The following is a 22584-nucleotide window of genomic DNA, read 5'->3' as shown; positions in this document are numbered from 1 at the left end:
CGACCTCGTCGACCGTGTCCCTCGGGATCGACAGGCGACCACGCCGGCGGCGCAGCCGCGGTGGCAGGTCTTCGGACTCGCGGACACGCCATCCGACGACGTTCTCGGACGACTCCTATTGGCGGTCGCTTCCCGGGACGAATCCCAGTGCTCGATGACCGCGGTCGTTTCCACTCACCGCTGCGGGGCAGTTCCGGGTTCTCACCGGATTCCCTCTTACGATCCGATGACCAGCACGGCCATCGAAAACCAACGCCCACGCACGATAACAGCTCAGGCGTGACGCGTTGTGTCGGTCGGCTTCGGTGCAAGTCAGCGGATGTACTTCGCGGCGGATGAGGCGAAGCGTTGGGGAGAGTAGTAGTTTTCTGCCCACCGTCCACTGGAATAATTGAACCTTCATCGACGCTGATGGGTTCGTCCATCCCGAATCGAGAGGTACCCAATGCACCTGGGCGTAGACAGCTTCGTCTCTTCCGTGACCGATCCGACCGACGGCCGCGTCATCGCGCCTGAGGAGAGGATGGGGCACCTACTCGAGGAGATCGCCCTCGCGGATCAGGTCGGTCTTTACTCGTTCGGCATCGGTGAGCACCATCGCAGCGAGTACTACGACTCCGCTCCGTCGATCATTCTGGCCGCAGCAGCCGCGCGCACCGAGAACATCCGGCTCGGCAGCGCGGTCAAGGTACTCAGTGCCGACGATCCGGTGCGAGTGTTCCAGGAGTTCGCCACTCTCGACCTCATCTCGAAGGGCCGGATCGATTTGGTGGTCGGCCGAGGCTCGTTCACCGAGTCTTTACCACTGTTCGGACTCGACTTGGCCGATTACGACTCCTTGTTCGCCGAGAAGCTGGATCTCCTGCTGCAGATTCGCGACAACGAGGAGATCACGTGGTCCGGCCGGCACCGGCCGGCGCTGAACCGTCAGGGGATCTATCCTCGTCCGCTGCAGGATCCGCTACCCATCTGGGTCGGTGTCGGCGGAACCCCCGAATCGTTCGCTCGTGCAGGGCTTCTGGGCCTACCCCTGATGATCGCCATCATCGGTGGAGAACCGCGCCAGTTCGCGCCGCTCGTTGACCTGTATCGACGCGCGGGCGCGCAAGCGGGTCACCCGCCGGAGAAGCTGAAAGTCGGATTGCACGTGTTCGGATTCGTCGCCGACACCACCGAGGCGGCAGCCGACACCATCTACCCGGGCTGGAACGAGATGTTCACCAAGATCTCTCGCGAGCGCGGCTTCGCTCGACCGAGCCGACAGCAGTTCGACGCCACGTCGGGACCCAACGGTGCGTTCTTCATGGGAGACCCGAAAACCGTCGCCGACAAGATCGTTCGGGTAAGCGAGCAACTCGGCGGTGTGGATCGACTGTCGCTGCAGATGACCAATCCGCGTCTCGCCCACGGTGATCTGTTGCGCGGCATCGAGCTACTCGGTACCGAGGTCGCTCCGCTGGTAGCCGACGCGTAAGCGGCAGCGAGCGAAAATCAGTTTGCGGCCCATTCCATTTCGTCCACACCGGCGACCGGGGTCGACAGCGAACGTATCTCGCTCGCGTACATCGTGCGCTTGATTTCGCCGAGCACAGGGCCGCGGGTTCCGATCAAATCCGTTGCCCGAGAGAGTGCGTCGTCACGCAGCCGATCCTCGGTGGACACTGCGTCCACCAAGCCGAGGGCGGCTGCGTCCACTCCGCCGTAGCGTCGGCCTGTGGTCAGTGCTTCGTGGAACGTGTGCGGGGCGAGCTTGGCTCGGACCATGTCGACTGTTCCCGGGCTGTAGGTGGCACCGATGTTGACGCCAGGAAAGCACAGGAAGCCGCGATCGGAGCGCATGACGCGGTAGTCGTGTGCCATGACGAAAAATGCGGCACCCCCGTAGGTGTGCCCCTGCATGGCCGCCACCGTCTGCATCGGGAGGGTCAAGAACCGCACCAGCAGTTCCTGCACCGTTCCGATGAACCGGTTGATCTGGTCCAGGTTCTCGGCACCCCAGGACAAGTCGACTCCGGTGGAGAAGTACTTGCCGGTGGCCGTCGTGACCAGTGCAGTCGGGCCACTACTGGCTTCTACCTCGTCGAGCAGAGCGTTGACCTCGGCCACCCAATCCGGCCCCATCCGGTTCTCGGTGTCCTCCACGTCGCGAGTGCCGAGATTCAATACGAACACGTCCGCGACACGATCCAGGTATGGCATGTCCCGAAGGTACCCAGCTTTCGTTGTTCTACCCCACAGCGACAGAAGGCAAGTGTGTTTGCCGGCAGGTACACCGGGTAGTTGTATCAGTACAAACGATCGAACGGAGGACCAGCATGCCCACCAACGATGACCAGCCCCAGCTCAAGGACCAGGATCTGTACGAGAAGCTCCGTGACGAAGGAAACTCGAAGGAGAAGTCGGCGCGCATCTCGAATGCCGCGGCCAACGAGGGCAGGAAGAACGTAGGCAAGAAGGGCGGCGAGTCCGGATCGTACGAGGACTGGACCGTCGACGAACTGACCGATCGAGCGAAGGAGATCGGCCTGGAGGGCTACTCCAAGCTGAACAAGAAAGAGCTGATCGAGGCGCTACGCAATCACTGACGTCATTCCGGCCGCAGAGACGAGTAGTACTCCTGCTGTGCGGGGTAGTAGTCGTCGAAGCTCGGCAGCGGTGCGGCGTCCCTGGATGCGATCAGCATGTCCAGGTAGTACTCCCAGCCCGGACCTATGTCGCCGATGCCGTCCGTGCTGTCGAGGCCGTGGGTCAACACGACGAGTGTGTCGCGGCCCTTCTCGGTGAGCCTGACCTCGAGCGGCCAGCCGCCCTCGTCCGACATACGGACGGCCAGTCGTTGGGGCGGCTCGCAGGCGTCGATTGCCATGTCGGCGACGGGTTCGCCGTCCTCGAAGATCATGGTGACGCGGATGCTGTCGTCCGTCACTCGTTCCCAGGGCCCGAACCACAACGCGGTCCGAGAGGATTCGGTGAGGCTGGCCCACACGTCCTCTCGTGACGCGGCGACGGTTCTGCTCAGCTCGAGGGCGTAGCCGGTCTCGGTCTCGCGCAGCGTGCCCGTGGGTATCGGTGCCATCGGGTCATTATGCGTCGTGCGACGATCCACCGTCGAGCACTCATCCTGTCAATCGGTGAAATCGATCCGCACAGATATCGGGTCGGTCTGGAGGGCGCGAAAACCTGCGCCGATGAGCCGCCTGAACAGTGGGTTCGCGGAAAAGGTACGCGCTCGCGCACTGACGTCATCCTCGGGTACGAACGTAGCTGTGCCCGCTCGCCACCGATCGCCGACGCGAATCCTGATACGCGGCTCGTCGCCGATGTTGGCTCCCCAACCGGACCTGGTTCCGTGCTGGGAGATCACCCACGCTCCTGCCCGGTCGAACGACGCAGAGACCGGTACCTGTCGGCGCAGACCGGACCGACGGCCCACGGTCTCGATGTCGGTGACCAACGATGTTCTGAATCCGACCGACGTCAGCCCGTTCACGAGCGGGTTGGCGACGTGCTTTCCGATCCACCGCTCCCGGCGGAACTTCGCGGCTGCGGCGGACGCTGTCGTGGTGCCCCCGGCGCGCCGACTGCGAAACGCGTCCCAGCCGTTGCGCTGCACCATTGCTATCGCTGTTCGCCAGGCGGGGCGTCCCGAATCGGGTTGCTTTCCATCGCCGATGAGCTGCAGTTGGTCGGTGTGCCACTGCAAGTCCAGAGCGCCGTTGATCTGTTTGAAAGCACCAGCTTTCGACGGAACTCGCAACGCGACGAGCGGAGTCTCGACCCGATCCAGTGAGCCGTCGACCAGTGAACGGGCTACTGCCGGGGCGAGAGCAGTCGGGCGACCGAGACCGACGACGTCGCACTCTCCCGATCGTACGGCCGCACTCATCACCGAGCGGGTGCGGAAACCACCGGTCACTGCAAGTGGAACGCTCCCGGCTGCCTCGCGCACCGTGTGGGCGTATTCCAGGAAGTAGGCTTCGCGATCGCGAGTGCTGGAGGTGCCCATCATCGCGGGTGATTCGTAACTGCCGCCACTGATTTCGATCAGATCGATCGCTTCCTCGACGAGATGCTCGACGGTGATGCGAGATTCCTCTTCGCTGAATCCGCCGCGCTGGAAGTCTGCGGAGTTCAGTTTGATTCCCACTGCAAAGCCGGGGGACACGGCCGCTCTGATGGCGCGCACGACGTGAAGAACGAATCGCATCCTGCCGTCGAGGTCTCCGCCCCACGCGTCCTCGCGTCGGTTCGACAGTGGTGAGAGAAACTGGGACACCAGGTATCCGTGGGCACCGTGGAGCTGCACACCATCGAAGCCGGCCGCCTCCGCTACCGACGCGGCCAGGGCGAACCTGTCGATGATGTCTCGAATCTCGTTCTCGCTCAACGCACGCGGTGTCGGTAGCCCGGGTACGCCGGACGCGATGGCAGACGGGGCGACGGGCGTGGCACGGGTGACGATCGGATTGGCCTGTCTTCCAGGGTGATTGAGCTGCACCCAGATGGGGACGCCACCGTCGGAGGTCGATTTCGCCCAGCGCGCCAGCGCATCGTGGTCGCGGTCGTCTTCGATGACGACGTTGCCGGGTTCGCCCAGGTGAGATCGGTCGACCATCACGTTGCCGGTCACCACCAATCCGTAGCCACCCGCGCCCCAACGGCGGTACAGCGTTTCGAGCCGGGTATCGGGCGCGTGCTCGGCAGTCCCAAGGCCCTCGCTCAAGGCCGCTTTCATCACGCGGTTCGGAAGGGTCTGCCCGCAGGGAAGTGGGAGCGGGGTGCTCAGTTCGACGACGTCGGTCTCGGTGGGCATGGCGTGACTCCGGTTCAGCGATAGCGTGACGGGATATGATTGCCGTCATAGTCACACGCGACTGTAGATGTAACTCGGTGTCACGTCAATGATCGTGTTCGGAAAGGTGATGGATGGCGAATCGAAGCAGTGCTCGTGAGGACATGCTGCGCAGTGCTGCGCAGTTGTTTCGGCAGCGCGGAGTCGAAGCGACTTCGTTGGCCGACGTCATCGAGCACGCAGGTGCGCCGAGAGGCTCGATCTATCACCACTTTCCACGGGGCAAGCCTCAACTGGTCGAGGAGGCCACGCGAACGGCCGGCGCGGCGATGGGGGCAATGATCTCCGAGGGGTTGGCTCAGGTCGGGCCGGCGGCGACGGTGCGCGCGATCATCGAGGGCTTTCGCAGTGAACTGTCGAGCACCGATTTCGTGTCCGGTTGCCCCATTGCTCCTGCCGCACTCGAGGGGGCGAACGCCCCCGGTGCCGTCACCGCGGCCGGGGAGTCGTTCTCGTCGTGGGAAGACACGATCGCCGCATCGCTCTGGCAGCACGGGTTGACGAGAGAGCGGGCCCAGGCGCTCGCGACGTTCTCCATATCGGCGATCGAGGGTGCGCTGATCGTGGCGAAAGCGCAGCGATCGACCACCGCGCTGGATCGGACCGAGGGGGAGTTGTTGGCTCTGCTCGACGCGGTCCTGGACGCAGCGGGCGGGCAGAGTTACCGATAGCGACTATTGCTATAACGCCGAGTTACAGTTACTTTCCCTTCAGGAACTATGTCATCCGTCATAGCCGGAGGGGATCTCATGCCGTCACTCACCACTTCTCGACACCGCGTAGAGGGTACGAAGCTTCGCGGCCGATATCTGGCTCTACTCGTGATCTGCGCAGCGGAGCTGCTCGTCGTACTGGACAACACCGTCGTCAACGTCGCCCTGCCGTCGATGGGGCTACAGCTACGCGCCGACATCAGCGGCTTGCAGTGGGTGGTCGACGCCTACACGCTGACGTTCGCGGGATTGCTTCTCGCTTTCGGCCACCTCGGAGACCGATACGGGCGCAAGAAGGTGATGATCATCGGCCTGGCGGGCATTGCGCTGATGTCGGTGGGCGGCGCGGTCGCCGCCGACCTCGGGCAGGTCGTCGCCGCCCGCGCCGCGATGGGAGTCTGTGCGGCGGCAGTCTTTCCGGCCACGTTGGCTCTCATCATCAATATCTTCACCGACGCCAAAGAGCGAGCGCTGGCCATCGCAGCGTGGACGGCGATGGCAGGTTTCGCCATCGCCATCGGTCCGACAGCGGGCGGCTTTCTGCTGGAGCACTTCTCGTGGCATTCGGTGTTCTGGATCAATGTTCCGGTTGCCCTGCTCGTTCTGGTGGCCGCACTGGCCTGCGTTCCGGAGTCGAGGGCCGAACATGTGGGCAAGTACGACCCTGTCGGAATCGTGCTGTCCTTGACGGGCATCACGGTCGTGGTGTGGGCGATCATCGAAGCGCCGCACAACGGTTGGTTGTCACCGGCGAGCATCGGAGGCTACATCGCCGGATGCGTCGCGCTTGCTGCGTTCGTGTGGTGGGAGTTACGAACACCGTCTCCGGTACTGGACCTGAATCTGTTCCGAATCAGACGATTCTCGCTGCCCGCCTTGGCCATTGCTGTGGGGTACTTCAGTATGTTCGGCTTCCTGTTCATGATCACCCAGTATTTTCAGGGTGTCATGGAGTTGACGCCGTTGCAGTTCGGCGTTCATTCACTGCCGTTCGCGGTATCCATCGCGGTCGGGGCACCACTCGCCACACTGATCGCGCAGCGAATAGGAACGACAGCCGTCATCGTCTTCGGACTCGTCGTGATGAGCATCGGCATGTTCATTGCCGGCCAGGTCGAGGTCGAAACCCCGTACCTGGGACCGGTCGTCGTCTCGATGATCTTGATGGGCCTCGGGTTGGCGATCGTGCAAGGCCCGGCCACCGAATCCATCATGTCGTCGGTGACGCTCGACGAAGCAGGTGCGGGCTCGGCGGTGAACGACACCACCCGTGAGGTGGGTGGAACACTCGGCGTCGCGGTGCTGGGCTCGATCGTCGCGTCGATCTACACCACGAAAGTGGGCCCCCGAATCGACGCCATTCCCGATGCAATCATGGAGCCCTACCAGAAGGCCTTTGCCCGTGAGACCGTCGTCAGCGTCATCGAAATCGTCAAAGCGCCGACCAACCCGATCTTCACGACGCAGAAGGCGGAGCTCGTGTATGCGATGAAAGCCGCGTCTCTGGAGGGATTTCAGCTCGCGTCGTTCGTCACCGTCGGGGCCGCCATGGCATGCGCGATCGCTGTGGCGCTCTTCTTGCCATGGCGGCGACCCGAAGGAGACGGGGTGCTGTTGGCGTGGCGGGCGTCGAAGTCCGGAGACCCCGAGATCAGTTGAACGGGGTGCCCCCGGTGACCGCAATGGTCTCGCCTGTGATGTAGCTGGACTCGTTCGAGGCCAAGAAGACGTAGGCCGGAGCCAACTCCGCGGGCTGGCCCGGGCGGCCCAACGGAACCGTCTCGCCGAACTCGCCGTACTTCTCGGCAGGCATGGTCGCAGGAATCAGGGGAGTCCAAATAGGTCCGGGCGCAACGGCATTGACTCGAATGCCGCGGCCGGCGAGGTCGCCGGCCAGGCCCTTGGTGAATGCGACGATGCCCGCCTTGGTGGTGGCGTAGTCCAGCAACTCCGGCGACGGATTCGATGCCTGAATCGAGGTGGTGTTGATGATGGTGGCGCCCGCACCCATGACGGCGGCGGCGTGCTTCGAAATCCAGAACAAGGCATACAAGTTGGTCTTGAGCACACGGTCGAACTGGTCGGTGGTGATATCGGCGATGCCGCCCATCTGGGCCATCTGGAACGCGGCGTTGTTGACGACGATGTCGAGGCCTCCGAGAACCTCCACGGCAGTGTCGACCAACTTGGTGCACTGCGTTTCGTCGGTGAGGTCGCAGGCGATCGCTCGGCCCGACCGTCCAGCGGCTTCGATCAGGTCGACGGTCGCTTGGGCATCGGGGCCCTCGGATTCGAGATGAGCAATGACGACATCGGCACCTTCTCGTGCGAATGCCAGCGCCACCGCTCGTCCGATCCCGGAATCACCACCGGTGATCAACGCTTTTCGGCCGTGCAACCGATCCGAACCCCGGTACGACTTCTCGCCGTGATCCGGTGCGGTGACCATGTCGCGAGTCAATCCCGGATGCTCGAGCTCGGGCTGGTCGTCCCGATCGGGCATGGAGAAAGCAGTGGTGGGGTCGCTCTTGGTGAACTGGTCGGACATTGTCGATCCTTGCCTCGTGTGAAGAGGACCCATTGCGGCAAAACCAAAGCCGCCCCAGTTCTCGAGACGATTCACGGTCGTTACCGACTGGAGTCGCTGTCCACACGAGGTTTGCCGGTTGCACCGGCACGCAAACCTTGCGAATCAGCGCGCGGAGGGATCTTCCCCGATGAAGCTCGCACCCACCGCATCGAGCACCCGGCGCGCCGGCCGGGTAGGAGCGAAGACCTCGACGCGTCCGTCGGAACGTTCGACAGCATCGACGATCACGCTCGCGGCACCCGAGTACATGAAGTCCACCGCCGACAAGTCCAGCAGCACAACTGCATTGCCCCGTAGGGCACCGTCGAGGGCGTTCACCAAATCTGCTCGTGCACTCATGTCCAGCTCGCCGACGGCGCGAACAACAGTCAGATCGGGGGAGTAGGACTCGATACCGATCGAGTGGCGTCGAGCGGGGGCGGTGGAGCGAACATCGGTGAAATCGGAAACAGTCACGGTGCGAACCTCTCAGTTCGGGTGGCCTATCGAACCGGCGTGCTCGGTGTGGAACCCGAGGGCTGCAGGTTCCGGTGCACGCTGTCCCGTAATCCTGACAGCGCAACATCACCGAACCGAGCCTGCAACATCACGGATTCGTCGCTACTTGGTAACGGCAAGGTAACGCAGTTCGATGCCCGGCATCAGGGCAGTGTGTGACCCGCTGCGCGGAACAGGCCGTACCATTCCGCCCTGGTCAGGCGGATGTCCGACCCCGTAGCGGCCTCTACTATCCGATCCGGCGTGGTGGTCCCCAGGACCACCTGAATGTCGGCCGGGTGGCGTGTTATCCACGCGACCGCTATCGCGGACGGTGTCGTGTCGTATCGGCCGGCAATGTCGTCGAGCGCATCGTTTAGGGCAGGGTAATTCTCGCGATCTCCGACGAACACACCCGACGAGGTCCCGCTCTGCAGTGGCGACCACGCTTGCACGGTGATGCCGCGTGCCCTCGCGTAGTCGAGCAACCCGTTGTCACGATCCACCGACTGGTCCAGCGCGCCGATGTTGGCGGTCAGGCCCGCAGCGATCAGCGGTGAATGGACGACGCTCAACTGCACTTGGTCGAACAGAAGTGGTTGTGTGACTGCTGTTTCGAGCAATTCGATCTGACCGGGAGTGTGATTGGAGACGCCGAAACCGAGCACTTTGCCCGACGTGTGCAGTGTGTCGAATGCCGCCGCGACCTCGTCGGGCTCGACCAGGCTGTCCGGTCGATGCAGCAGCAGGGTGTCGAGATGATCGACGCCGAGAGCCGAGAGCGAACCCTCGACGGTCGACACGATGTGGTCTTCCGAGAAGTCGAAATAGCCGTCGCGAATGCCGACCTTGCTCTGAATGCTGACGCGCTCACGCTGCGACGGAGTGAGTGTCACCGCTTGTCCGAAGCGCTCCTCGCACCCGTGGGGTCTGCCGCCGTAGATGTCGGCGTGATCGAAGACGGTCACACCCACGTCCAGGGCGGTGTCGACCAACCTGCGAATCCTGTCGTCGTCCAGGTCGAGGATGCGCATGAACCCGAGGACGATGCTCGACACGGTTGTGCCGGTCTGGGGGTGCGTAAAGGTGCGCAAGGTGAGTCTCCCTCTGTGCGGACGTGGTCGCAGTCGAGTGTGTCAAACCGCGGACCCAGTACGCCCGCGCCTCTGTTGCGCAAGGTGTTGACAATATTGCGCAACTTCTGTCATCGTTGTGCTCGACATCACAAAGAACCCAGGAGGTGAACCGTGCCACCCACGCTCACGCAGGTCGCACAACGAGCAGGTGTGTCGCTGTCGACGGCATCGCGCGCCTTCAGCAACCCGGATCGAATCGGGGCGGACACGTTGGCTCGGATCATCGCCGTCGCCGACCAGATCGGCTATGTCGCGGCCTCGGGGCGCTCCTCCGACACCCGCGTCTCGGCGACGACGGTCGCAGTCGTGGTACCCGACATCGGCCACACCGTCTTCGCCAGCTTCGTCAAGTCCGCGCAAGCGCAGGGCTGGCATCGCAGACAGACCATCGTCCTCACCGACACCGACGGAAGCGCAGACCGTGAGCGTGAAGTGATCGGTGACCTGCAGGGCCGAGTCGACGCTCTGATCGTCTGTGCTCCACGACTACCGGCCGAGGACATCGTGCAGCTGGCGGGCGACACACCGCTGGTGCTGGTCAACCGATCCTCCAGCGAATGCGATTGTGTCGTGGCCGATTCCGAGGACGGTATCCGGCAGGCCGTCGATTACCTGGCAGCTCTCGGTCACACACATCTCGCGTACGTCCAGGGATCACCGCAATCGTGGTCCAACGAGCGACGCGTCGACGCCGTCGAACAGTTCTGTGCAGCACGAGGAATCGTGCTCGATGTACTGGGGTGGCAGCAGGAAACCTTGGCCGGTGGCCATGCTGCGGCTGCCAGCGTCGTTGCCACAGGTGCGACCGCCGTCATGACCCACAACGACCCCATGGCCATCGGCGTCATGAACGGGGTCCGGTCGATGGGCCTGGCAGTACCGGAAGACCTCAGCGTCATCGGCATCGACGATTCGCCCCTGGCCGAACTCGCGCATCCCGCTCTGACGAGTATCAACGTTCCGATGGGCCGTGCAGGTCTGGTGTCCTCCGATCTGGTGTTCCAGCGGGCAGCCGAACCGGAGTCGTCGCCCAGAACCATCCACCTCCCTACCCAACTCGTGGTCCGCGGCTCATCGGGGCCCGCTCGGATTCGCACTCTCGCACCAGGAAAGGACGACTCGAAATGAAGGTCGTCATCGCAGATTCCAACCTCCTACCGCATCGTGGCCGCTTCGAGAGCCGAGTCGCCTCCGATATCGAGCTGTCGTGGCACGAAAAGTTCGACGTCGATGCACTCGTCGCGGACATCGCCGATGCGACCGTGTATGTCGGCGGAAAGTTCCCGGCCGTTCTGGCGGAGGCGGCACCCGATCTGCAGCTGGTGCACGTTGCGGGGGCAGGCACGGACGGCATTTCCTTCGACGACCTGAGCGCTCGGACATTGGTGGCCAACACTTTTCACCACGAACGCTCGATCGCCGAATACGTCGTAGCCACCGCCGTCGTGCTCCGGCGCGGGTTTCTCGGCCAGGACCGCCTCATGCGTGAGGATCGGTGGGCGTCGCCGGTGTACGACCGGACGCTTCGGCAGTCGACTTCGCTGGGTTCGGCAACGGTGGGATTCGTGGGCTTCGGTCATATCGGTGCGCAGTCGTGGCAGTTGCTGCGGGCCTTCGGTTGCCGGGGCATCGCGGTCACAGGAAGCGGATCGGTGAACGCAGCCGAGAACGGATTGGCCTGGGCCGCATCGACCGATCGTCTGTCCGACCTGATGACCGAAGCAGATGTCGTCGTGGTGTCCGCACCACTGAACGAGCGCACCACCGGCATGATCGGCGACACCGAACTCGCAGCTCTCGGACCGGACGGCGTGCTGATCAACGTGGGGCGTGGCCCCCTGGTGCAGCAGGATGCACTGTTCGACGCGCTGTCCGCCGGATCGCTCGGGAGCGCCGCCATCGACGTCTGGTACGACTACCCGTCGGCCGACGGCATCGGTGCCCCCTCGCGTCATCCGTTCCACACGCTGCACAACGTCCTGATGACACCTCATTCGTCCGGCATCACACGCGAAACCTTCGAGGGCCGGGTCGACGACATCACCGCCAACATCGGTCGACTCGCCGCGCGCGAACCGTTGACCGATGTCGTTGCCGGAGAGAACTTCACGGAGAAAGCAGAGCGCTCGTGACCGACAAGATCGTTGCTGCCGACGTCATCGTCTGCAGCCCCACGCGTAATTACGTCACACTCAAAGTGACCACCGCAGACGGGGTCGTCGGCTACGGCGACGCGACCTTGAACGGCAGGGAACTCGCGGTGGCGTCGTACCTGCAAGATCATGTCGCGCCGCTTCTCATCGGCCGGAATCCCGCACGCATCGAGGACACCTGGCAATACCTCTACCGCGGTGTCTACTGGCGCCGTGGGCCGGTGACGATGGCCGCGATCGGTGCCGTCGACCTCGCCTTGTGGGACATCAAGGGCAAATCCCTCGGGCAACCCGTCTACCAGCTGCTCGGTGGAGCCGTCCGCGACCGCATTCTCTCGTACACCCACGCCACCGGCTGGGACACGTCGGAATTGATCGATTCCGTCGATCGTCGTCGAGCACAGGGTTTTCGCGCCGTGCGGGCCCAATCAGGTGTTCCCGGCCTGGAGTCCGTGTACGGAGTGCACCGAGGCGCGCAGGGATACGAACCCGCAGGCCGTGGTGCCGTTCCCGTCGAAGAGGTCTGGGATACCGATGCGTATCTCAATCACGTTCCCAGGGTGCTCGCAGCGGTGCGTGACCACGTGGGATCCGAGCTCAAGCTGTTGCACGACGCGCACCACCGACTGACACCGCAACAGGCTGCGCGACTGGGCAAGTCGCTCGAGGACGTCGATCTGTTCTGGCTCGAGGACGTCACCACCGCCGAGGATCAGAGCGCCCTGCGGCTGGTGCGTCACCACACCACGACCCCGCTCGCGATCGGTGAAGTGTTCAACACCATCTGGGACTGCCAGCAGTTGATCTCCGAGAAGCTGATCGATTTCATTCGGGTGGCCATCGCCCATGCCGGCGGTATCAGTCATGTCCGAAAGATCTTTTCGCTGGCCGAGGTACACCAGGTTCGTTGCGGACCGCACGGGCCCTCCGACGTCTCGCCGATCACCCTCGCCGCGAGCGTGCACCTCGGGATGGCCACTCCGAACTTCGGCATTCAGGAATTCATGGGCTACGACCCACTGGTCGACGAGGTGTTCCCACACGCATGGTCGTTCGCCGACGGCTACCTGACCCCCGGTGACGCCCCCGGCCTGGGCGTCGACATGGACGAGTCGTTGGCGGCGCGGTACCCGTACGAGCCCGCGTATCTCCCCGTCGCTCGCCGCCTCGACGGCTCGATGACGGACTGGTGACGAGATGAGCGAATCCAGACTGACTCGTTCGGCACTCGCTCGCTCGGGCGTCGTCCCGGCACGACCGGACGGCACCGGGATCGTCCATCTGGGGCTGGGCAACTTCCATCGCGCGCATCAGGCCGTGTACACCGCTGCGGCACTGGCGCAGGACGGCGGTTCGTGGGGGATTCTGGGCGTAGCGAACAGATCTCGCACGATTGTCGACGCCATGCTCGCTCAGGAACTGCTCTACGGCGTCGTCGAGATCTCGCCGTCGGGATCGAAGGTGAGCGTCCCCGGAGCACACACGGGAGCCATGGTCGCCGCCGACGACCCCGCCGCCGTCGTACGGGCCATTGCGGACGAGGACGTCCGAATCGTGACGATCACCGTCACCGAGTTGGGCTACACGCTGTCGTCCCGGACGGGCTCTCTCGACCTCGAATCGACTGCAGTGCAACAGGACTTGCAGCGGCCGGAAACGCCGACGACCACAGTGGGGCAGCTCGCGAGGGCTCTGGCGATGCGGGCGCGAACGCACGGGGCTCCGATCACCGTGGCCAGCTGTGACAACCTGCTGGGGAACGGTGATCGCACCGCTGCACTCGTGCGTCAGTTCTTGGACCGTTGCGGTGCGGACGATGTGCTCGAGTGGCTGGCCGCGGCAGTGACGTTCCCCAACTCCATGGTCGATCGCATCGTTCCGTCCAGCAGTGCGTTGTACGACGCCGAGTCCACCGCCGAGCTGGGCGCTGTGGACACCATTGCGGTGCCGGCGGAGCCGTTCACGATGTGGGTGATGGAGGACGAGTTCGCCGCAGGACGTCCCCGCTGGGAAGCCGGTGGTGCCGTGTTCACCGAGGATGTCGAACCGTACGAACTGATGAAGGTTCGACTGCTGAACGGAACCCACTCTCTCATTGCCTATCTCGGCGCACTCGACGGTCGCGCGACAATTCCGGACTCGATCGGTCGCCCGTTCGTGGAGGCCGCAGCTCGAGCGGTGTTGGTCGACGAATACCTCCCGACCGTGCCCGTTCCGGACGGGGTGGATATCGACGACTACATCGCCCAGCTGTTCGTGCGGTGGTCCAACTCCGCTCTGGGGCACAAGACCGCGCAGGTCGGTTCGGACGGCTCGGCGAAGCTCGCGCAGAGGATCCCGGACCCAGCGCTCCACCACCTACGAAACGGTGTTGTACCGCAACACCTTTCCCTGACCATCGCCGCCTATCTCTGCTGCGTGTGCCCGCCCGACGGTTTCGACCCGGGCCCGCATGCACATGCGATGGCCGACCCTGCACGTGCGCGTTTGGCAGGACTTGCCGCTTCGGCAGCGTCCAGTGAGGATTTCGTCCGCTCGGTTCTCGAACGCGGCGACATACTCCCCATCGAGTTGGCGCAGTTTCCTGAATTCATCACACGCACAGCGGAATTCATGGATACTGTTGTTCGTCACGGTCCGATGGCCGCAGCCGTCGAAGCGGCGAGTTCTTCGCTCCGCCCCGTCGTCACGGCATCTCCGACCGCACTCGACTGACCCATTCTCCTTCCTTCGTTCGGCCGAAGCCGAAACTCACCCGAGGACAACCATGGACACGACCACAGAACCGGAAGATTCTCCCAGAATAGCTCCGGCCCAACATGATCCGTCCGCCGTACGACGCGCAGCGTGGGCCGGTCTCATCGGAACCACACTCGAACAGTACGACTTCGTCATCTACGGCACAGCGTCCGCGCTGATCTTCAACAAGTTGTTCTTTCCCAACATCTCCCCGGCGGCCGGCATCATCGCCAGCTTCAGCGCGTACGCCGTCGGATTTCTCGCCCGGCCACTGGGTGGACTGTTCTTCTCACGCTACGGTGACCGGCTCGGGCGCAAGTGGGTTCTGGTCGCCACGCTGATGCTGATGGGCGGCGCGACCATGGCGATCGGTCTGCTGCCGACGTTCGAGCAGGTGGGACTTTTGGCACCGGTGTTGCTGGTCCTGTGCCGGTTCTTCCAGGGCTTCGGCGCTGGTGCCGAACAATCAGGTGGCGCAACGCTTCTGACGGAAACGGCCGCGATCGGAAAGCGTGGCAGATTGGCCGCTCTTGTCATGACCGGCGCGGCGCTCGGCACCGCTCTCGGAGCCATCGCCTGGATCCTCGCCCAGTTGCTCCCCGACGATCAGCTCATGTCCTGGGGCTGGCGGATGGTGTTTCTGAGCAGCATCCTGGTCACCGTGGCCGCGTTCATCATCAGGCGCAAGCTCAACGAGTCACCGGTGTTCCAGGAACTGAAGGCAGCACAGGAGCGGCCCAAGGCACCGGTGAAGGAAGTGTTCACCAACGGCAAGCGACCGCTGTTCATCGTCATGTTCATGACCGTCGGCATCAGCGCTCAGTCCTACACGTACCAGGTGTTCATGGCCTCCTACATGAAGAACGACATCGGCGTCGATCCCACGTTCATACCCAAGGTTCTGCTCATCGGCGCAATCTGCGGCGGCATCGCGGCCTGGGGCTTCGGATGGCTATCGGACAAGGTGGGTCGTAAGCCTGTGTACATCGGTATCGTCAGCCTGCTCGTTGTTCTTCCGGTTCCCACGTTCATGGCTCTCAGCACCGGTTCGCACGTACTGATCACCCTGGTGATGATCATCGGATTCATCCTGGCGTGCCAGGGGGCCGTCGGTGTCACGATGAGCTACTTTCCGGAGATCTTCGGGGCTCGATACCGGTACGCCGGAGTCACTCTCGGTCGCGAGTTCGCGTCCGTCTTCGGCGGCGGAATCGCTCCGTTGCTGTGTGCGGCACTGATCACCGCGTTCTCCGGATCCTGGGTGCCGGTCGCGGTCTACATGATGATCATGGCCGTCTCGGTGCTCGTCGCCGCAACCTTCGCACCGGAAACTCGGGATCGCGATCTGACCGATCCGGCCAACGCAACCGATCCGGTGCTCGACCGGGTCTGACCTGCCCACCTCGAACGGAACGGACGACACGATGACCACCGAACCGAATCCGGTGCCCGACAGAACGGTCGCCCTGATCGCGTACGGCACCGATGACATCCGCGTCGAAACAGTGGCGGTGGCCGACCCCTCGCCGGACGAGGCCATCGTCGCAATTGCCTACGGCGGAATCTGCGGATCCGATCTGCACTACTGGAAGCACGGGGCGGCAGGGCAATCGGTACTGAAGGCGCCGATGCGATTGGGACACGAGGCGTCGGGCACCGTGGTTCGGCGCGCAGCAGACGGCAGTGGCCCCGGTGAAGGCACCCCGGTCACCGTCCATCCGGCGACTCCCGCCGCCACCGGAGCGAAGTATCCGGTCGATCGTCCGAACCTGTCTCCCGGATGCCGCTACATGGGAAGCGCCGCGCAGGTACCGCACGACGACGGTTTGTTCATCGGTCATGTTGCCGTCCCGACCCGAATGCTCAGAGTGTTGCCCGACGGTCTGGATCTGAGAATTGCTGCGTTGGCCGAGCCGGCGAGCGTCGCGTGGCATGCCGTCGAGCGCGCCGGGACGGTGTCCGGCAAGACGGTTCTCGTCGTCGGGACAGGTCCGATCGGTGCCCTCATCGTGGCGGTCGCTCGTCGAGCCGGTGCAGCGCGGATCGTCGCGGTCGACCTCGAGGACTACGCCCTGGAAGTGACGCGTCGACTCGGAGCGCATCGAACAGTCGACGCCCGAGACGGGGCGGAAGTCGCGGCGGTCGAGGCCGATGTGACGTTCGAGTGCTCGGGCAACCATCATGGTCTGGCGTCTGCAATTAACGGCACGGCTCGCGGCGGTCGTGTCGTCATGGTCGGGTTACCTGCGGCGGGGCCTCAGCCGGTGCCGCTGTCATTGGCGATCACCCGGGAGATCGACCTGATCGGCTCGTTCCGGTTCAACACCGAGATGGACGACGTGATCCAAGCTCTGGCCGACGGTTCACTCGATGTGGCACCGGTCGTCACTGCGGAGTATCCGGTGAGGGACGCCCTCGACGCGTTCGCACTCGCAGCCGATGCATCCCGGTCGAGCAAAGTCCTGTTGACGTTCTGACGGGCTACTACTCGAATTCGGTTCGTATCGACTGTGTCGTGAGCTGGAGCATCAGCACGAAGCCGGTCAGCGTCACCACGATCGGGGCCCACAGCACCACCGCCACGAAGGTGTCCACATCCCGTTCCAGCACTATGTACACCGCGACGATCGACGTTCCCAACAGGCACAGGGCGATGTGAGCAGCGAGTCGCCATTTGTCGAAGAAGAACCCGGCCAACATTCCCATCGGGATGAGGAAGGTGCATTTGCCGAGGGTGACTTCCGGCGCGAAATTCGCGGTGATGGTGGCTCCGAAGATCGAAAGATCGGCGATGACGACGAAGGCGAAGGCTTGCCCGAGCGTCGGCCACGGTCCGAACCACCAGAACGCGCCCATGACGTACGCGGCGATCATGCACGTCCATTGCACGATCGCGGGGATAGGGGTGGTCGCGCCGTACCCGAACGCCAGCTCGAGGGTGACCACGACGGCCATGGCCAGGGCGGCGGCGGACACGATCCGCTTGACGAGGGTCGTGACAGCGAGCGACGTCATCACGCCCATGCCCCATTGGTAGTGCTCGTTGGACCTCGTCAGTGCGCGAGTCACAGTGCCCCCTCGTTCCAATCGGGAGTCGATTGAAACACAGTCGCACGGCTCGACGTTCGGCTTTCACCGAGTTCCGGCCGACGGCGCGGCACGATCAGCTGGTCAATTGGTGTAACAGCTCCGGCAGTGTCTCGCTGATGTCGTGCCGGCTGGCCACCCGATAGCGGGCGGCTTCACCGAGCAGCCGCCGTCGATCGGCGTCGTCGACCACCGCCGAGACGGCGGCAGCGAGAGCATCCGAGTTGCCGGGCTCGACCAGAATTCCAGCACCGTCGGCGAGAAATTCGTGCGTGCCACCGTGATCGCTTCCGATCACCGGCAATCCGTGCGACATCGCTTCCAAGACCGACAACGGACCTGCCTCGGGAGAAGTACTGGCCGACACGACGACATCCCACCTGCGAAGAGCGGACTCGGCATCGGTGTGCCCGAGGAACTCGACACGTCCGGCAAGATCCGGTTCCGCGGCGCGCGCGCGGAGTTCGTCGACGTATTCGCGATCACCGGGGAAGCTTCCCCCGGCCAATTCGACTCGGACGTCGGGGAGCATGGCGACGGCGTCGAGCAGCACGCGGTGCCCCTTCCACGGCGTCAACAACGCCAGCATCCCGACGACCGGCGGAGAGTGCAGCGCACCGCCGAACCGCGGAACCGGCCACGGCACGCCGTTGTGTGACACCACCACGGGGAGGCCGGCCTTTCGGAGCGGTTCTGCGGTGGCCTCGGACACCGATACCGCAACGCGAACGGCCGGCCGGGCGAACCGGACCACCACACGCTGCTTGAGAGAGGTCATCGTGTCGTGGACGAGCCACGACGCCCCGCGAGCGGGCCGCGCAAACCGCGCCACCGGAAGCGCGAACAGCGAGTTGACGACCGTGGCGGTGCCCGGTGCGCGGGCGATCGTGCGCACGGCGCGCGCCGCCCCGACCCATCGTGCGACCATCCTGATCGCCGCGATACCGCGCGCGGCACCTCGTTGCCCACCCAGTCCGAGCTCGTCGATGCGGATGTGCCGCGTCGTGTCGGGTAGACGGTCTGCCAATGGGCCTGCGGGGCAGGCGATCACGGTGGCATGGCCGCGGCGCGTGGCCTCGTCGATCAAATCCAGCAGCACCTTCTCGGCACCGGACACCTGGCCGGTGTGCGCGAGGAAGAGAACTGTCGATTCGTCGGTCATGTATCGGCCCGTCTGTGCGGCGAAGGTGGTTCTGGCGGATCAGTACGCATCGCGGAGCAGTGCCACTGGGTCTTCACACATTCTGCGTAGCGCTGCATCCATGACGGCCACATCGACCATCTTGCTGCAGAACGAGGCCGTATAGGTTCGGCCACCGGCGATTTCGGCGATGAGCATCGTGCAGCCGTCCGGACCGTCCGGTTCGAGCGACGCGGCCATCTGCGGGGGCCTGCCGTCGTCGGCCCAGTCGAGGTGGTCGAACACCCGCACTTTCCCGAGGTCGCTCACGGCCAACCGCAAGGTCTCGGGTACCTCGACGACCGAATTCTTGTCCTGCGACGGTGCAGACGGCCGAATGCGTGACGCCACATCGCGGAGATGCGACATGCCCAGTACCGCGATGGGCCAGCCGGATTCGATCACCTCGCGCATCGATGCGGTGATTCGGACGGGCGTCGTGTCGGCAGGAAGATGCAGGGGGATACCGACGGCAAAATTCCCGTGCGCGCCCTGCTGGGCCGGATCGAGATAGCGGCGGCTGTTGAACAACACCATGATGTGATCGTCGACGTCGACGGATTCTGCTCGTAGCGCCGCGCTCCACAGGGCAATCGAGATCGACGCAGCGGTCGCTCCGGGCAGGTTCTCCGCAGTCCAGTTCTTCAGCTCGTCCACGTGGGCTTTGCTCATGTACCCGGCCCGGCTGACCTTTCCGGCTTCCCAGTTCTCGATCCGACGACGGGGACCGGACCCGCCGTCCGCTGCGCGCCGGTGTCGAGCACGCAGGGACCAGAAGTCCGCCAGCGTCTTCGGATGCCGAGAGTAGTGTCGCCACAGAGCTTTCCAGGTCGTGCTCGGTGGCAAGCCTGCGGCGAGGCCGGGAACCAGTGATCCGTCGGCATCGTCGCAGAATGCCGCCAACATCAGGACGCCGATCTGGCCGTCCCCGATTCCGTGCGAATAGTCGATGGCGAGGTGATCGTCGAACACGACCACCTCGAGTGGACCGCGAGCACCTTGTCGCGACCGAATGTCGGTGAGCATCTGCCCCAGGTCTTCGGTGCCGCCACTGCTCGTGGTGACATTGTCGCCGGCGATGTTGCTGCGGTAGCGCCACCGTCGAGCATCGGAGCGTGGTTCCAGCGCGATGTGCGGCTCCGCGTCGACGTGTTCGGCGGCGGTGAGCGTTCGACGCGTCCGCTCGATGTCGAGACCGCGGACGGGCCCGACCGCGGTGACTATCCGGGTGTCGGCAAAGACGCGATCCAGTGCAGTCGAGCGATAACTACGCTCAGCGGACGGCATCGACGACCTCCTGCATTCGACTGCGGAAGTTGGCCCGTGAGAAGCCTTCCGCCCATCTACGAATGGCGGCGCGATCATAGTCGGCCGGGTCGAACGAGCGCATGGCCTCGGCGAACCCGGCGATGACGGCCTCGTCGGAGCCCGGCTGTACATGCAAGCCGGTCTCACCGGGAATCACCGAGTCCACGGCCCCGCCGTCTCCCAGTGCGATGACCGGTGTTCCGGTGGCCATGGACTCGACCGGGACTATGCCGAAATCCTCCACTCCGGGCATCAGCAGGGCGCGCGTCGTGCGGTGCAGTTCGAGAAGCTTCTCGTGCGAAACCCGCCCTAAGAAGGTCGTTTTGGGTCCGGCCAGTTCCCGGCAGGCGTTCATTGCACGGCCGTCTCCCGCCACCACGAGGGGAACGTCGGCCTCGGCGGCGGCGCGAACCGCGATGTCAGGACGCTTGTAGGGGACCAGGCGGCCGGCAAGCAGGAAGAAGTTCTCACGCTCGATCGACGGATCCGGCGTGAAACCCTCGGTGTCGACCGGAGGATGGACCACCACGGCGTCGTCTCGGCCCCACCAGTCATCGATGCGCCGAGCGACCGCTGTCGAATTGGCCACCACGGTCGTCAGTTTCGGTGCGGCGGCGATCTCGCATCGACGGGCAACAGCCGACAGTGCCGTCAGTATCGCAGCTCCGGCTCTGCCGCCGCCTTCACCTGCGCGAAGTTCGGGGTCCCAGGCCCATCGTGCGGGACTGTGCACGTAGGCGATCACGGGGGAGTCGGTGGCGAACACGGCCTGAGTCGCGAAGGCGTGGTGGCTCACCACGACGGCGTCGTAACCGCGCAGTGGCATCCGCCGAAAGGCCAACGGCATCATCGGAAGAACGGGTGCGTACGACCGTTGGCCCAATGCGTTGTACACCCGATTGAGGGCGGACGTGTGCGGCGCGCGGCTGATTCCGGACGGAACCCCGGACGGGCGGGAGATGGGCGCGAACACTTCGGCAGCGGGCCAGTGCAAGGCCAGCTGTTCGATGACGTGCTCGGATCCTGCGATCTCCGTGAATCTTTCGTGTACGACGGCAATTCTGTCAGCTGGCATGGCGTTGGCCTTCCGGCGCGATCGTCTGCGCGGTCTGTTCTGCTCGTCGGGTCGAGTTCTTGTTCTGCAATACCAGGTGTACGGGAATGTCGAAGTCGTCGAGCCGTCGCAGCGCCGCAGTTGCTGCCTTCTTGTCCCGTCCACGCTTCGACACCAGCACGACGACGGTCTCGACATCACCCACGTCGGTGTACTGCCACCACTGCTCCGACAGGCCGAATTCGGCGGTGGCTCGATGGTGGCCGGTGGTCGGTCCGTCGCCGTGCGTCGACTCGAAGACTGCACCTTCGCCGACCAGGACGAGAATCACGCTGTCGCCCTTCGGAGCTGCGTGTCGCGCACTTCTCGATGCCGGTCGGTCGCCACGCTCGAGAGCAGCGATCCGGGAAGCCACGACGGGCGGTACCGTGTCGCCGGTTGCCGGGTCGAAGTGTGCACCGTATTTTCGGGACACCCGACGAGCCCAGGAGCGAGAGGGCTTGCGGCCGAGTCTTCCTCGAAGCAACACGATCAGTTCGGCCGCGACGATGAGAGCAGCCAGAGCTGCGACGAGTGCCTCCGAGACCGGTTTCGGTGAGACCGGAGTTGTGCTCTGCTCTGGTTTCGACAACACGACCAGTCGATCTCCGCTGGCAGCTGCTTCGAGTTCGCTCTGCTGGGTGCGTAGTTGGGCCAGTTCGGACAGTGCCGCAGGTCGACTCGGATCGTCGGCAGGCAGGGCGTCCACCCGAGCCTGTTGCGCGTCGACGGTGGACTGTCCCTCGGCCGTTCGTTCCTGCGAGTCGCGGATCGCGTTGGCCGAGGACGTACTTGCCATCGTCGACACCATCGCCTCGGCCAGTTCCGCGGCGAGTTCGGGAGATCGGGTCGTCACGGTCACTGTCAGCAGCGCGGGTGAGGTGCCAGGAGACAGTTCGACGCTCGAGGCCAGTTGCGATGCGTCCATATCGGCGTCGACCTGTTCCAGGACCTGATCGAGAACGCCGCGGTCGGTGGCCAATTCGATGAACGGTGCGCGCATCTGCTCGATGAACGCGTCACCGGGAACGAGCGTTTGGGCAGGTTCGATCTCCGCGACGATCGACGCGGCGTACTGCTTGTCGGTGACTTCGCTCCTGAGGTAGAACATGCCTGCGCCGACCAACACTGCAATGATCACGGCGGGCAGCAATGCCCGGCCTAGCTCACGCATGTGTCCTGCGAGGTCGATCGGTGGGGGCACGTCGCCCCGGTGTACGGCATCGTGGACGGACATCAACCGCGTACCCTTCCGT

General features: G+C 64.2%; 21 protein-coding genes and 1 riboswitch. Of the genes, 10 read left to right on the top strand and 11 right to left on the bottom strand.

What is annotated here, in order from left to right; genetic code table 11:
• Nucleotides 1-45: 45 nt before the first annotated feature.
• Nucleotides 46-269: riboswitch (cobalamin riboswitch) on the bottom strand.
• A gap of 176 nt (nt 270-445) precedes the next feature.
• On the top strand, nt 446-1474 hold the full coding sequence (locus VF34_RS09840; protein WP_045841312.1) for an LLM class flavin-dependent oxidoreductase: 1029 nt from the start codon (nt 446-448) through the stop codon (nt 1472-1474).
• Between the two features lie 17 nt (nt 1475-1491).
• Here VF34_RS09840 and VF34_RS09835 read toward each other — a convergent pair whose 3' ends face one another.
• Nucleotides 1492-2199: an enoyl-CoA hydratase-related protein gene (locus VF34_RS09835; protein ID WP_032368246.1), complete on the bottom strand. Its 708-nt coding sequence runs from the start codon at nt 2197-2199 to the stop codon at nt 1492-1494.
• Between the two features lie 116 nt (nt 2200-2315).
• Here VF34_RS09835 and VF34_RS09830 point away from each other — a divergent pair, with 116 nt between their 5' ends.
• Nucleotides 2316-2585, top strand: coding sequence for a DUF7218 family protein (locus tag VF34_RS09830; RefSeq protein ID WP_027497643.1), 270 nt, complete (start codon nt 2316-2318; stop codon nt 2583-2585).
• A 2-nt stretch (nt 2586-2587) separates the two neighbouring features.
• On the opposite strand, the gene VF34_RS09825 is transcribed toward VF34_RS09830, so the two are convergent.
• Complete coding sequence (locus tag VF34_RS09825) at nt 2588-3076, bottom strand: SRPBCC family protein (protein WP_037146609.1); 489 nt, start codon at nt 3074-3076, stop codon at nt 2588-2590.
• 48 nt (nt 3077-3124) lie between these two features.
• The gene (locus tag VF34_RS09820) at nt 3125-4813 is read right to left on the bottom strand and encodes a nitroreductase family deazaflavin-dependent oxidoreductase (protein WP_045841311.1); all 1689 of its coding nucleotides are present in this window, start codon (nt 4811-4813) and stop codon (nt 3125-3127) included.
• Between the two features lie 113 nt (nt 4814-4926).
• Here VF34_RS09820 and VF34_RS09815 point away from each other — a divergent pair, with 113 nt between their 5' ends.
• The gene (locus VF34_RS09815; RefSeq protein WP_230073914.1) at nt 4927-5523 is read left to right on the top strand and encodes a TetR/AcrR family transcriptional regulator; all 597 of its coding nucleotides are present in this window, start codon (nt 4927-4929) and stop codon (nt 5521-5523) included.
• Nucleotides 5524-5601: 78 nt separating this feature from the next.
• Nucleotides 5602-7224 (top strand): MFS transporter, encoded by a 1623-nt coding sequence (locus VF34_RS09810; RefSeq protein ID WP_045841309.1) that lies wholly within the window; start codon nt 5602-5604, stop codon nt 7222-7224.
• Here the strand turns inward: VF34_RS09810 and VF34_RS09805 are convergent.
• The 3 genes from VF34_RS09805 to VF34_RS09795 form a co-directional block, all read right to left on the bottom strand.
• A complete protein-coding gene (locus VF34_RS09805; RefSeq protein WP_045841308.1) occupies nt 7217-8113 on the bottom strand; it encodes a glucose 1-dehydrogenase in 897 nt (298 codons plus the stop codon). The two genes, VF34_RS09810 and VF34_RS09805, sit on opposite strands and share 8 nt — an antisense overlap.
• A 144-nt stretch (nt 8114-8257) precedes the next feature.
• Entirely contained in the window at nt 8258-8611 is a 354-nt protein-coding gene (locus VF34_RS09800; RefSeq protein WP_027497637.1) for an STAS domain-containing protein, read from the bottom strand.
• Nucleotides 8612-8796: 185 nt separating this feature from the next.
• Nucleotides 8797-9726: an aldo/keto reductase gene (locus VF34_RS09795; RefSeq protein ID WP_045841307.1), complete on the bottom strand. Its 930-nt coding sequence runs from the start codon at nt 9724-9726 to the stop codon at nt 8797-8799.
• A 153-nt stretch (nt 9727-9879) separates the two neighbouring features.
• Between VF34_RS09795 and VF34_RS09790 the strand changes: the two genes are divergently transcribed.
• The 6 genes from VF34_RS09790 to VF34_RS09765 are packed head-to-tail and all read left to right on the top strand — an operon-like array spanning nt 9880 to nt 17137.
• The gene (locus VF34_RS09790; RefSeq protein ID WP_045841306.1) at nt 9880-10896 is read left to right on the top strand and encodes a LacI family DNA-binding transcriptional regulator; all 1017 of its coding nucleotides are present in this window, start codon (nt 9880-9882) and stop codon (nt 10894-10896) included.
• Nucleotides 10893-11900 carry a 2-hydroxyacid dehydrogenase gene (locus VF34_RS09785; protein WP_045841305.1) on the top strand — a complete coding sequence of 336 codons (1008 nt, stop codon included), beginning with the start codon at nt 10893-10895 and terminating at the stop codon, nt 11898-11900. Before VF34_RS09790 ends, VF34_RS09785 begins: the two co-directional genes overlap by 4 nt.
• Nucleotides 11897-13114 (top strand): D-mannonate dehydratase ManD, encoded by a 1218-nt coding sequence (gene manD, locus VF34_RS09780; protein ID WP_045841304.1) that lies wholly within the window; start codon nt 11897-11899, stop codon nt 13112-13114. The genes VF34_RS09785 and manD overlap by 4 nt, the downstream gene beginning before the upstream one ends.
• Nucleotides 13115-13118: 4 nt before the next feature.
• Entirely contained in the window at nt 13119-14636 is a 1518-nt protein-coding gene (locus VF34_RS09775) for a mannitol dehydrogenase family protein (RefSeq protein WP_032390915.1), read from the top strand.
• Nucleotides 14637-14688: 52 nt separating this feature from the next.
• The gene (locus tag VF34_RS09770; RefSeq protein WP_045841303.1) at nt 14689-16053 is read left to right on the top strand and encodes an MFS transporter; all 1365 of its coding nucleotides are present in this window, start codon (nt 14689-14691) and stop codon (nt 16051-16053) included.
• Nucleotides 16054-16084: 31 nt separating this feature from the next.
• On the top strand, nt 16085-17137 hold the full coding sequence (locus VF34_RS09765) for a zinc-binding dehydrogenase (RefSeq protein WP_037219425.1): 1053 nt from the start codon (nt 16085-16087) through the stop codon (nt 17135-17137).
• A gap of 7 nt (nt 17138-17144) precedes the next feature.
• Here VF34_RS09765 and VF34_RS09760 read toward each other — a convergent pair whose 3' ends face one another.
• The 5 genes from VF34_RS09760 to VF34_RS09740 all read right to left on the bottom strand — a co-directional run bounded on the left by VF34_RS09760 (nt 17145) and on the right by VF34_RS09740 (nt 22565).
• Nucleotides 17145-17729, bottom strand: a complete 585-nt coding sequence (locus tag VF34_RS09760; RefSeq protein WP_027497630.1) for a hypothetical protein — start codon at nt 17727-17729, stop codon at nt 17145-17147.
• A gap of 94 nt (nt 17730-17823) precedes the next feature.
• Nucleotides 17824-18909, bottom strand: coding sequence for a glycosyltransferase family 4 protein (locus VF34_RS09755; RefSeq protein ID WP_045841302.1), 1086 nt, complete (start codon nt 18907-18909; stop codon nt 17824-17826).
• A gap of 39 nt (nt 18910-18948) precedes the next feature.
• Nucleotides 18949-20214: a hypothetical protein gene (locus tag VF34_RS09750; RefSeq protein WP_052718653.1), complete on the bottom strand. Its 1266-nt coding sequence runs from the start codon at nt 20212-20214 to the stop codon at nt 18949-18951.
• Nucleotides 20201-21310, bottom strand: a complete 1110-nt coding sequence (locus tag VF34_RS09745; RefSeq protein ID WP_032368233.1) for a glycosyltransferase — start codon at nt 21308-21310, stop codon at nt 20201-20203. Before VF34_RS09745 ends, VF34_RS09750 begins: the two co-directional genes overlap by 14 nt.
• Nucleotides 21300-22565: a YveK family protein gene (locus VF34_RS09740; protein ID WP_231578206.1), complete on the bottom strand. Its 1266-nt coding sequence runs from the start codon at nt 22563-22565 to the stop codon at nt 21300-21302. The genes VF34_RS09745 and VF34_RS09740 overlap by 11 nt, the downstream gene beginning before the upstream one ends.
• Nucleotides 22566-22584: the final 19 nt, after the last annotated feature.

This window comes from Rhodococcus sp. PML026, from assembly GCF_000963615.1.
GTDB lineage: Bacteria > Actinomycetota > Actinomycetes > Mycobacteriales > Mycobacteriaceae > Rhodococcoides > Rhodococcoides fascians.
The sequence above is the reverse complement of the archived record's forward strand: the minus strand, read 5'-3'. Positions and strand labels throughout refer to the sequence as shown.

Coding starts and splice junctions, on each gene's coding strand:
- VF34_RS09830 (WP_027497643.1), top strand. CDS start 2,316: ATGCCCACCAACGATGACCAGCCCCAGCTCAAGGACCAGGATCTGTAC.
- VF34_RS09810 (WP_045841309.1), top strand. CDS start 5,602: ATGCCGTCACTCACCACTTCTCGACACCGCGTAGAGGGTACGAAGCTT.
- VF34_RS09755 (WP_045841302.1), bottom strand. CDS start 18,909: ATGACCGACGAATCGACAGTTCTCTTCCTCGCGCACACCGGCCAGGTG.
- VF34_RS09775 (WP_032390915.1), top strand. CDS start 13,119: ATGAGCGAATCCAGACTGACTCGTTCGGCACTCGCTCGCTCGGGCGTC.
- VF34_RS09820 (WP_045841311.1), bottom strand. CDS start 4,813: ATGCCCACCGAGACCGACGTCGTCGAACTGAGCACCCCGCTCCCACTT.
- VF34_RS09835 (WP_032368246.1), bottom strand. CDS start 2,199: ATGCCATACCTGGATCGTGTCGCGGACGTGTTCGTATTGAATCTCGGC.
- VF34_RS09805 (WP_045841308.1), bottom strand. CDS start 8,113: ATGTCCGACCAGTTCACCAAGAGCGACCCCACCACTGCTTTCTCCATG.
- VF34_RS09770 (WP_045841303.1), top strand. CDS start 14,689: ATGGACACGACCACAGAACCGGAAGATTCTCCCAGAATAGCTCCGGCC.
- VF34_RS09750 (WP_052718653.1), bottom strand. CDS start 20,214: ATGCCGTCCGCTGAGCGTAGTTATCGCTCGACTGCACTGGATCGCGTC.
- VF34_RS09740 (WP_231578206.1), bottom strand. CDS start 22,565: ATGTCCGTCCACGATGCCGTACACCGGGGCGACGTGCCCCCACCGATC.
- VF34_RS09765 (WP_037219425.1), top strand. CDS start 16,085: ATGACCACCGAACCGAATCCGGTGCCCGACAGAACGGTCGCCCTGATC.
- VF34_RS09745 (WP_032368233.1), bottom strand. CDS start 21,310: ATGCCAGCTGACAGAATTGCCGTCGTACACGAAAGATTCACGGAGATC.
- VF34_RS09785 (WP_045841305.1), top strand. CDS start 10,893: ATGAAGGTCGTCATCGCAGATTCCAACCTCCTACCGCATCGTGGCCGC.
- VF34_RS09825 (WP_037146609.1), bottom strand. CDS start 3,076: ATGGCACCGATACCCACGGGCACGCTGCGCGAGACCGAGACCGGCTAC.
- VF34_RS09815 (WP_230073914.1), top strand. CDS start 4,927: ATGGCGAATCGAAGCAGTGCTCGTGAGGACATGCTGCGCAGTGCTGCG.
- VF34_RS09840 (WP_045841312.1), top strand. CDS start 446: ATGCACCTGGGCGTAGACAGCTTCGTCTCTTCCGTGACCGATCCGACC.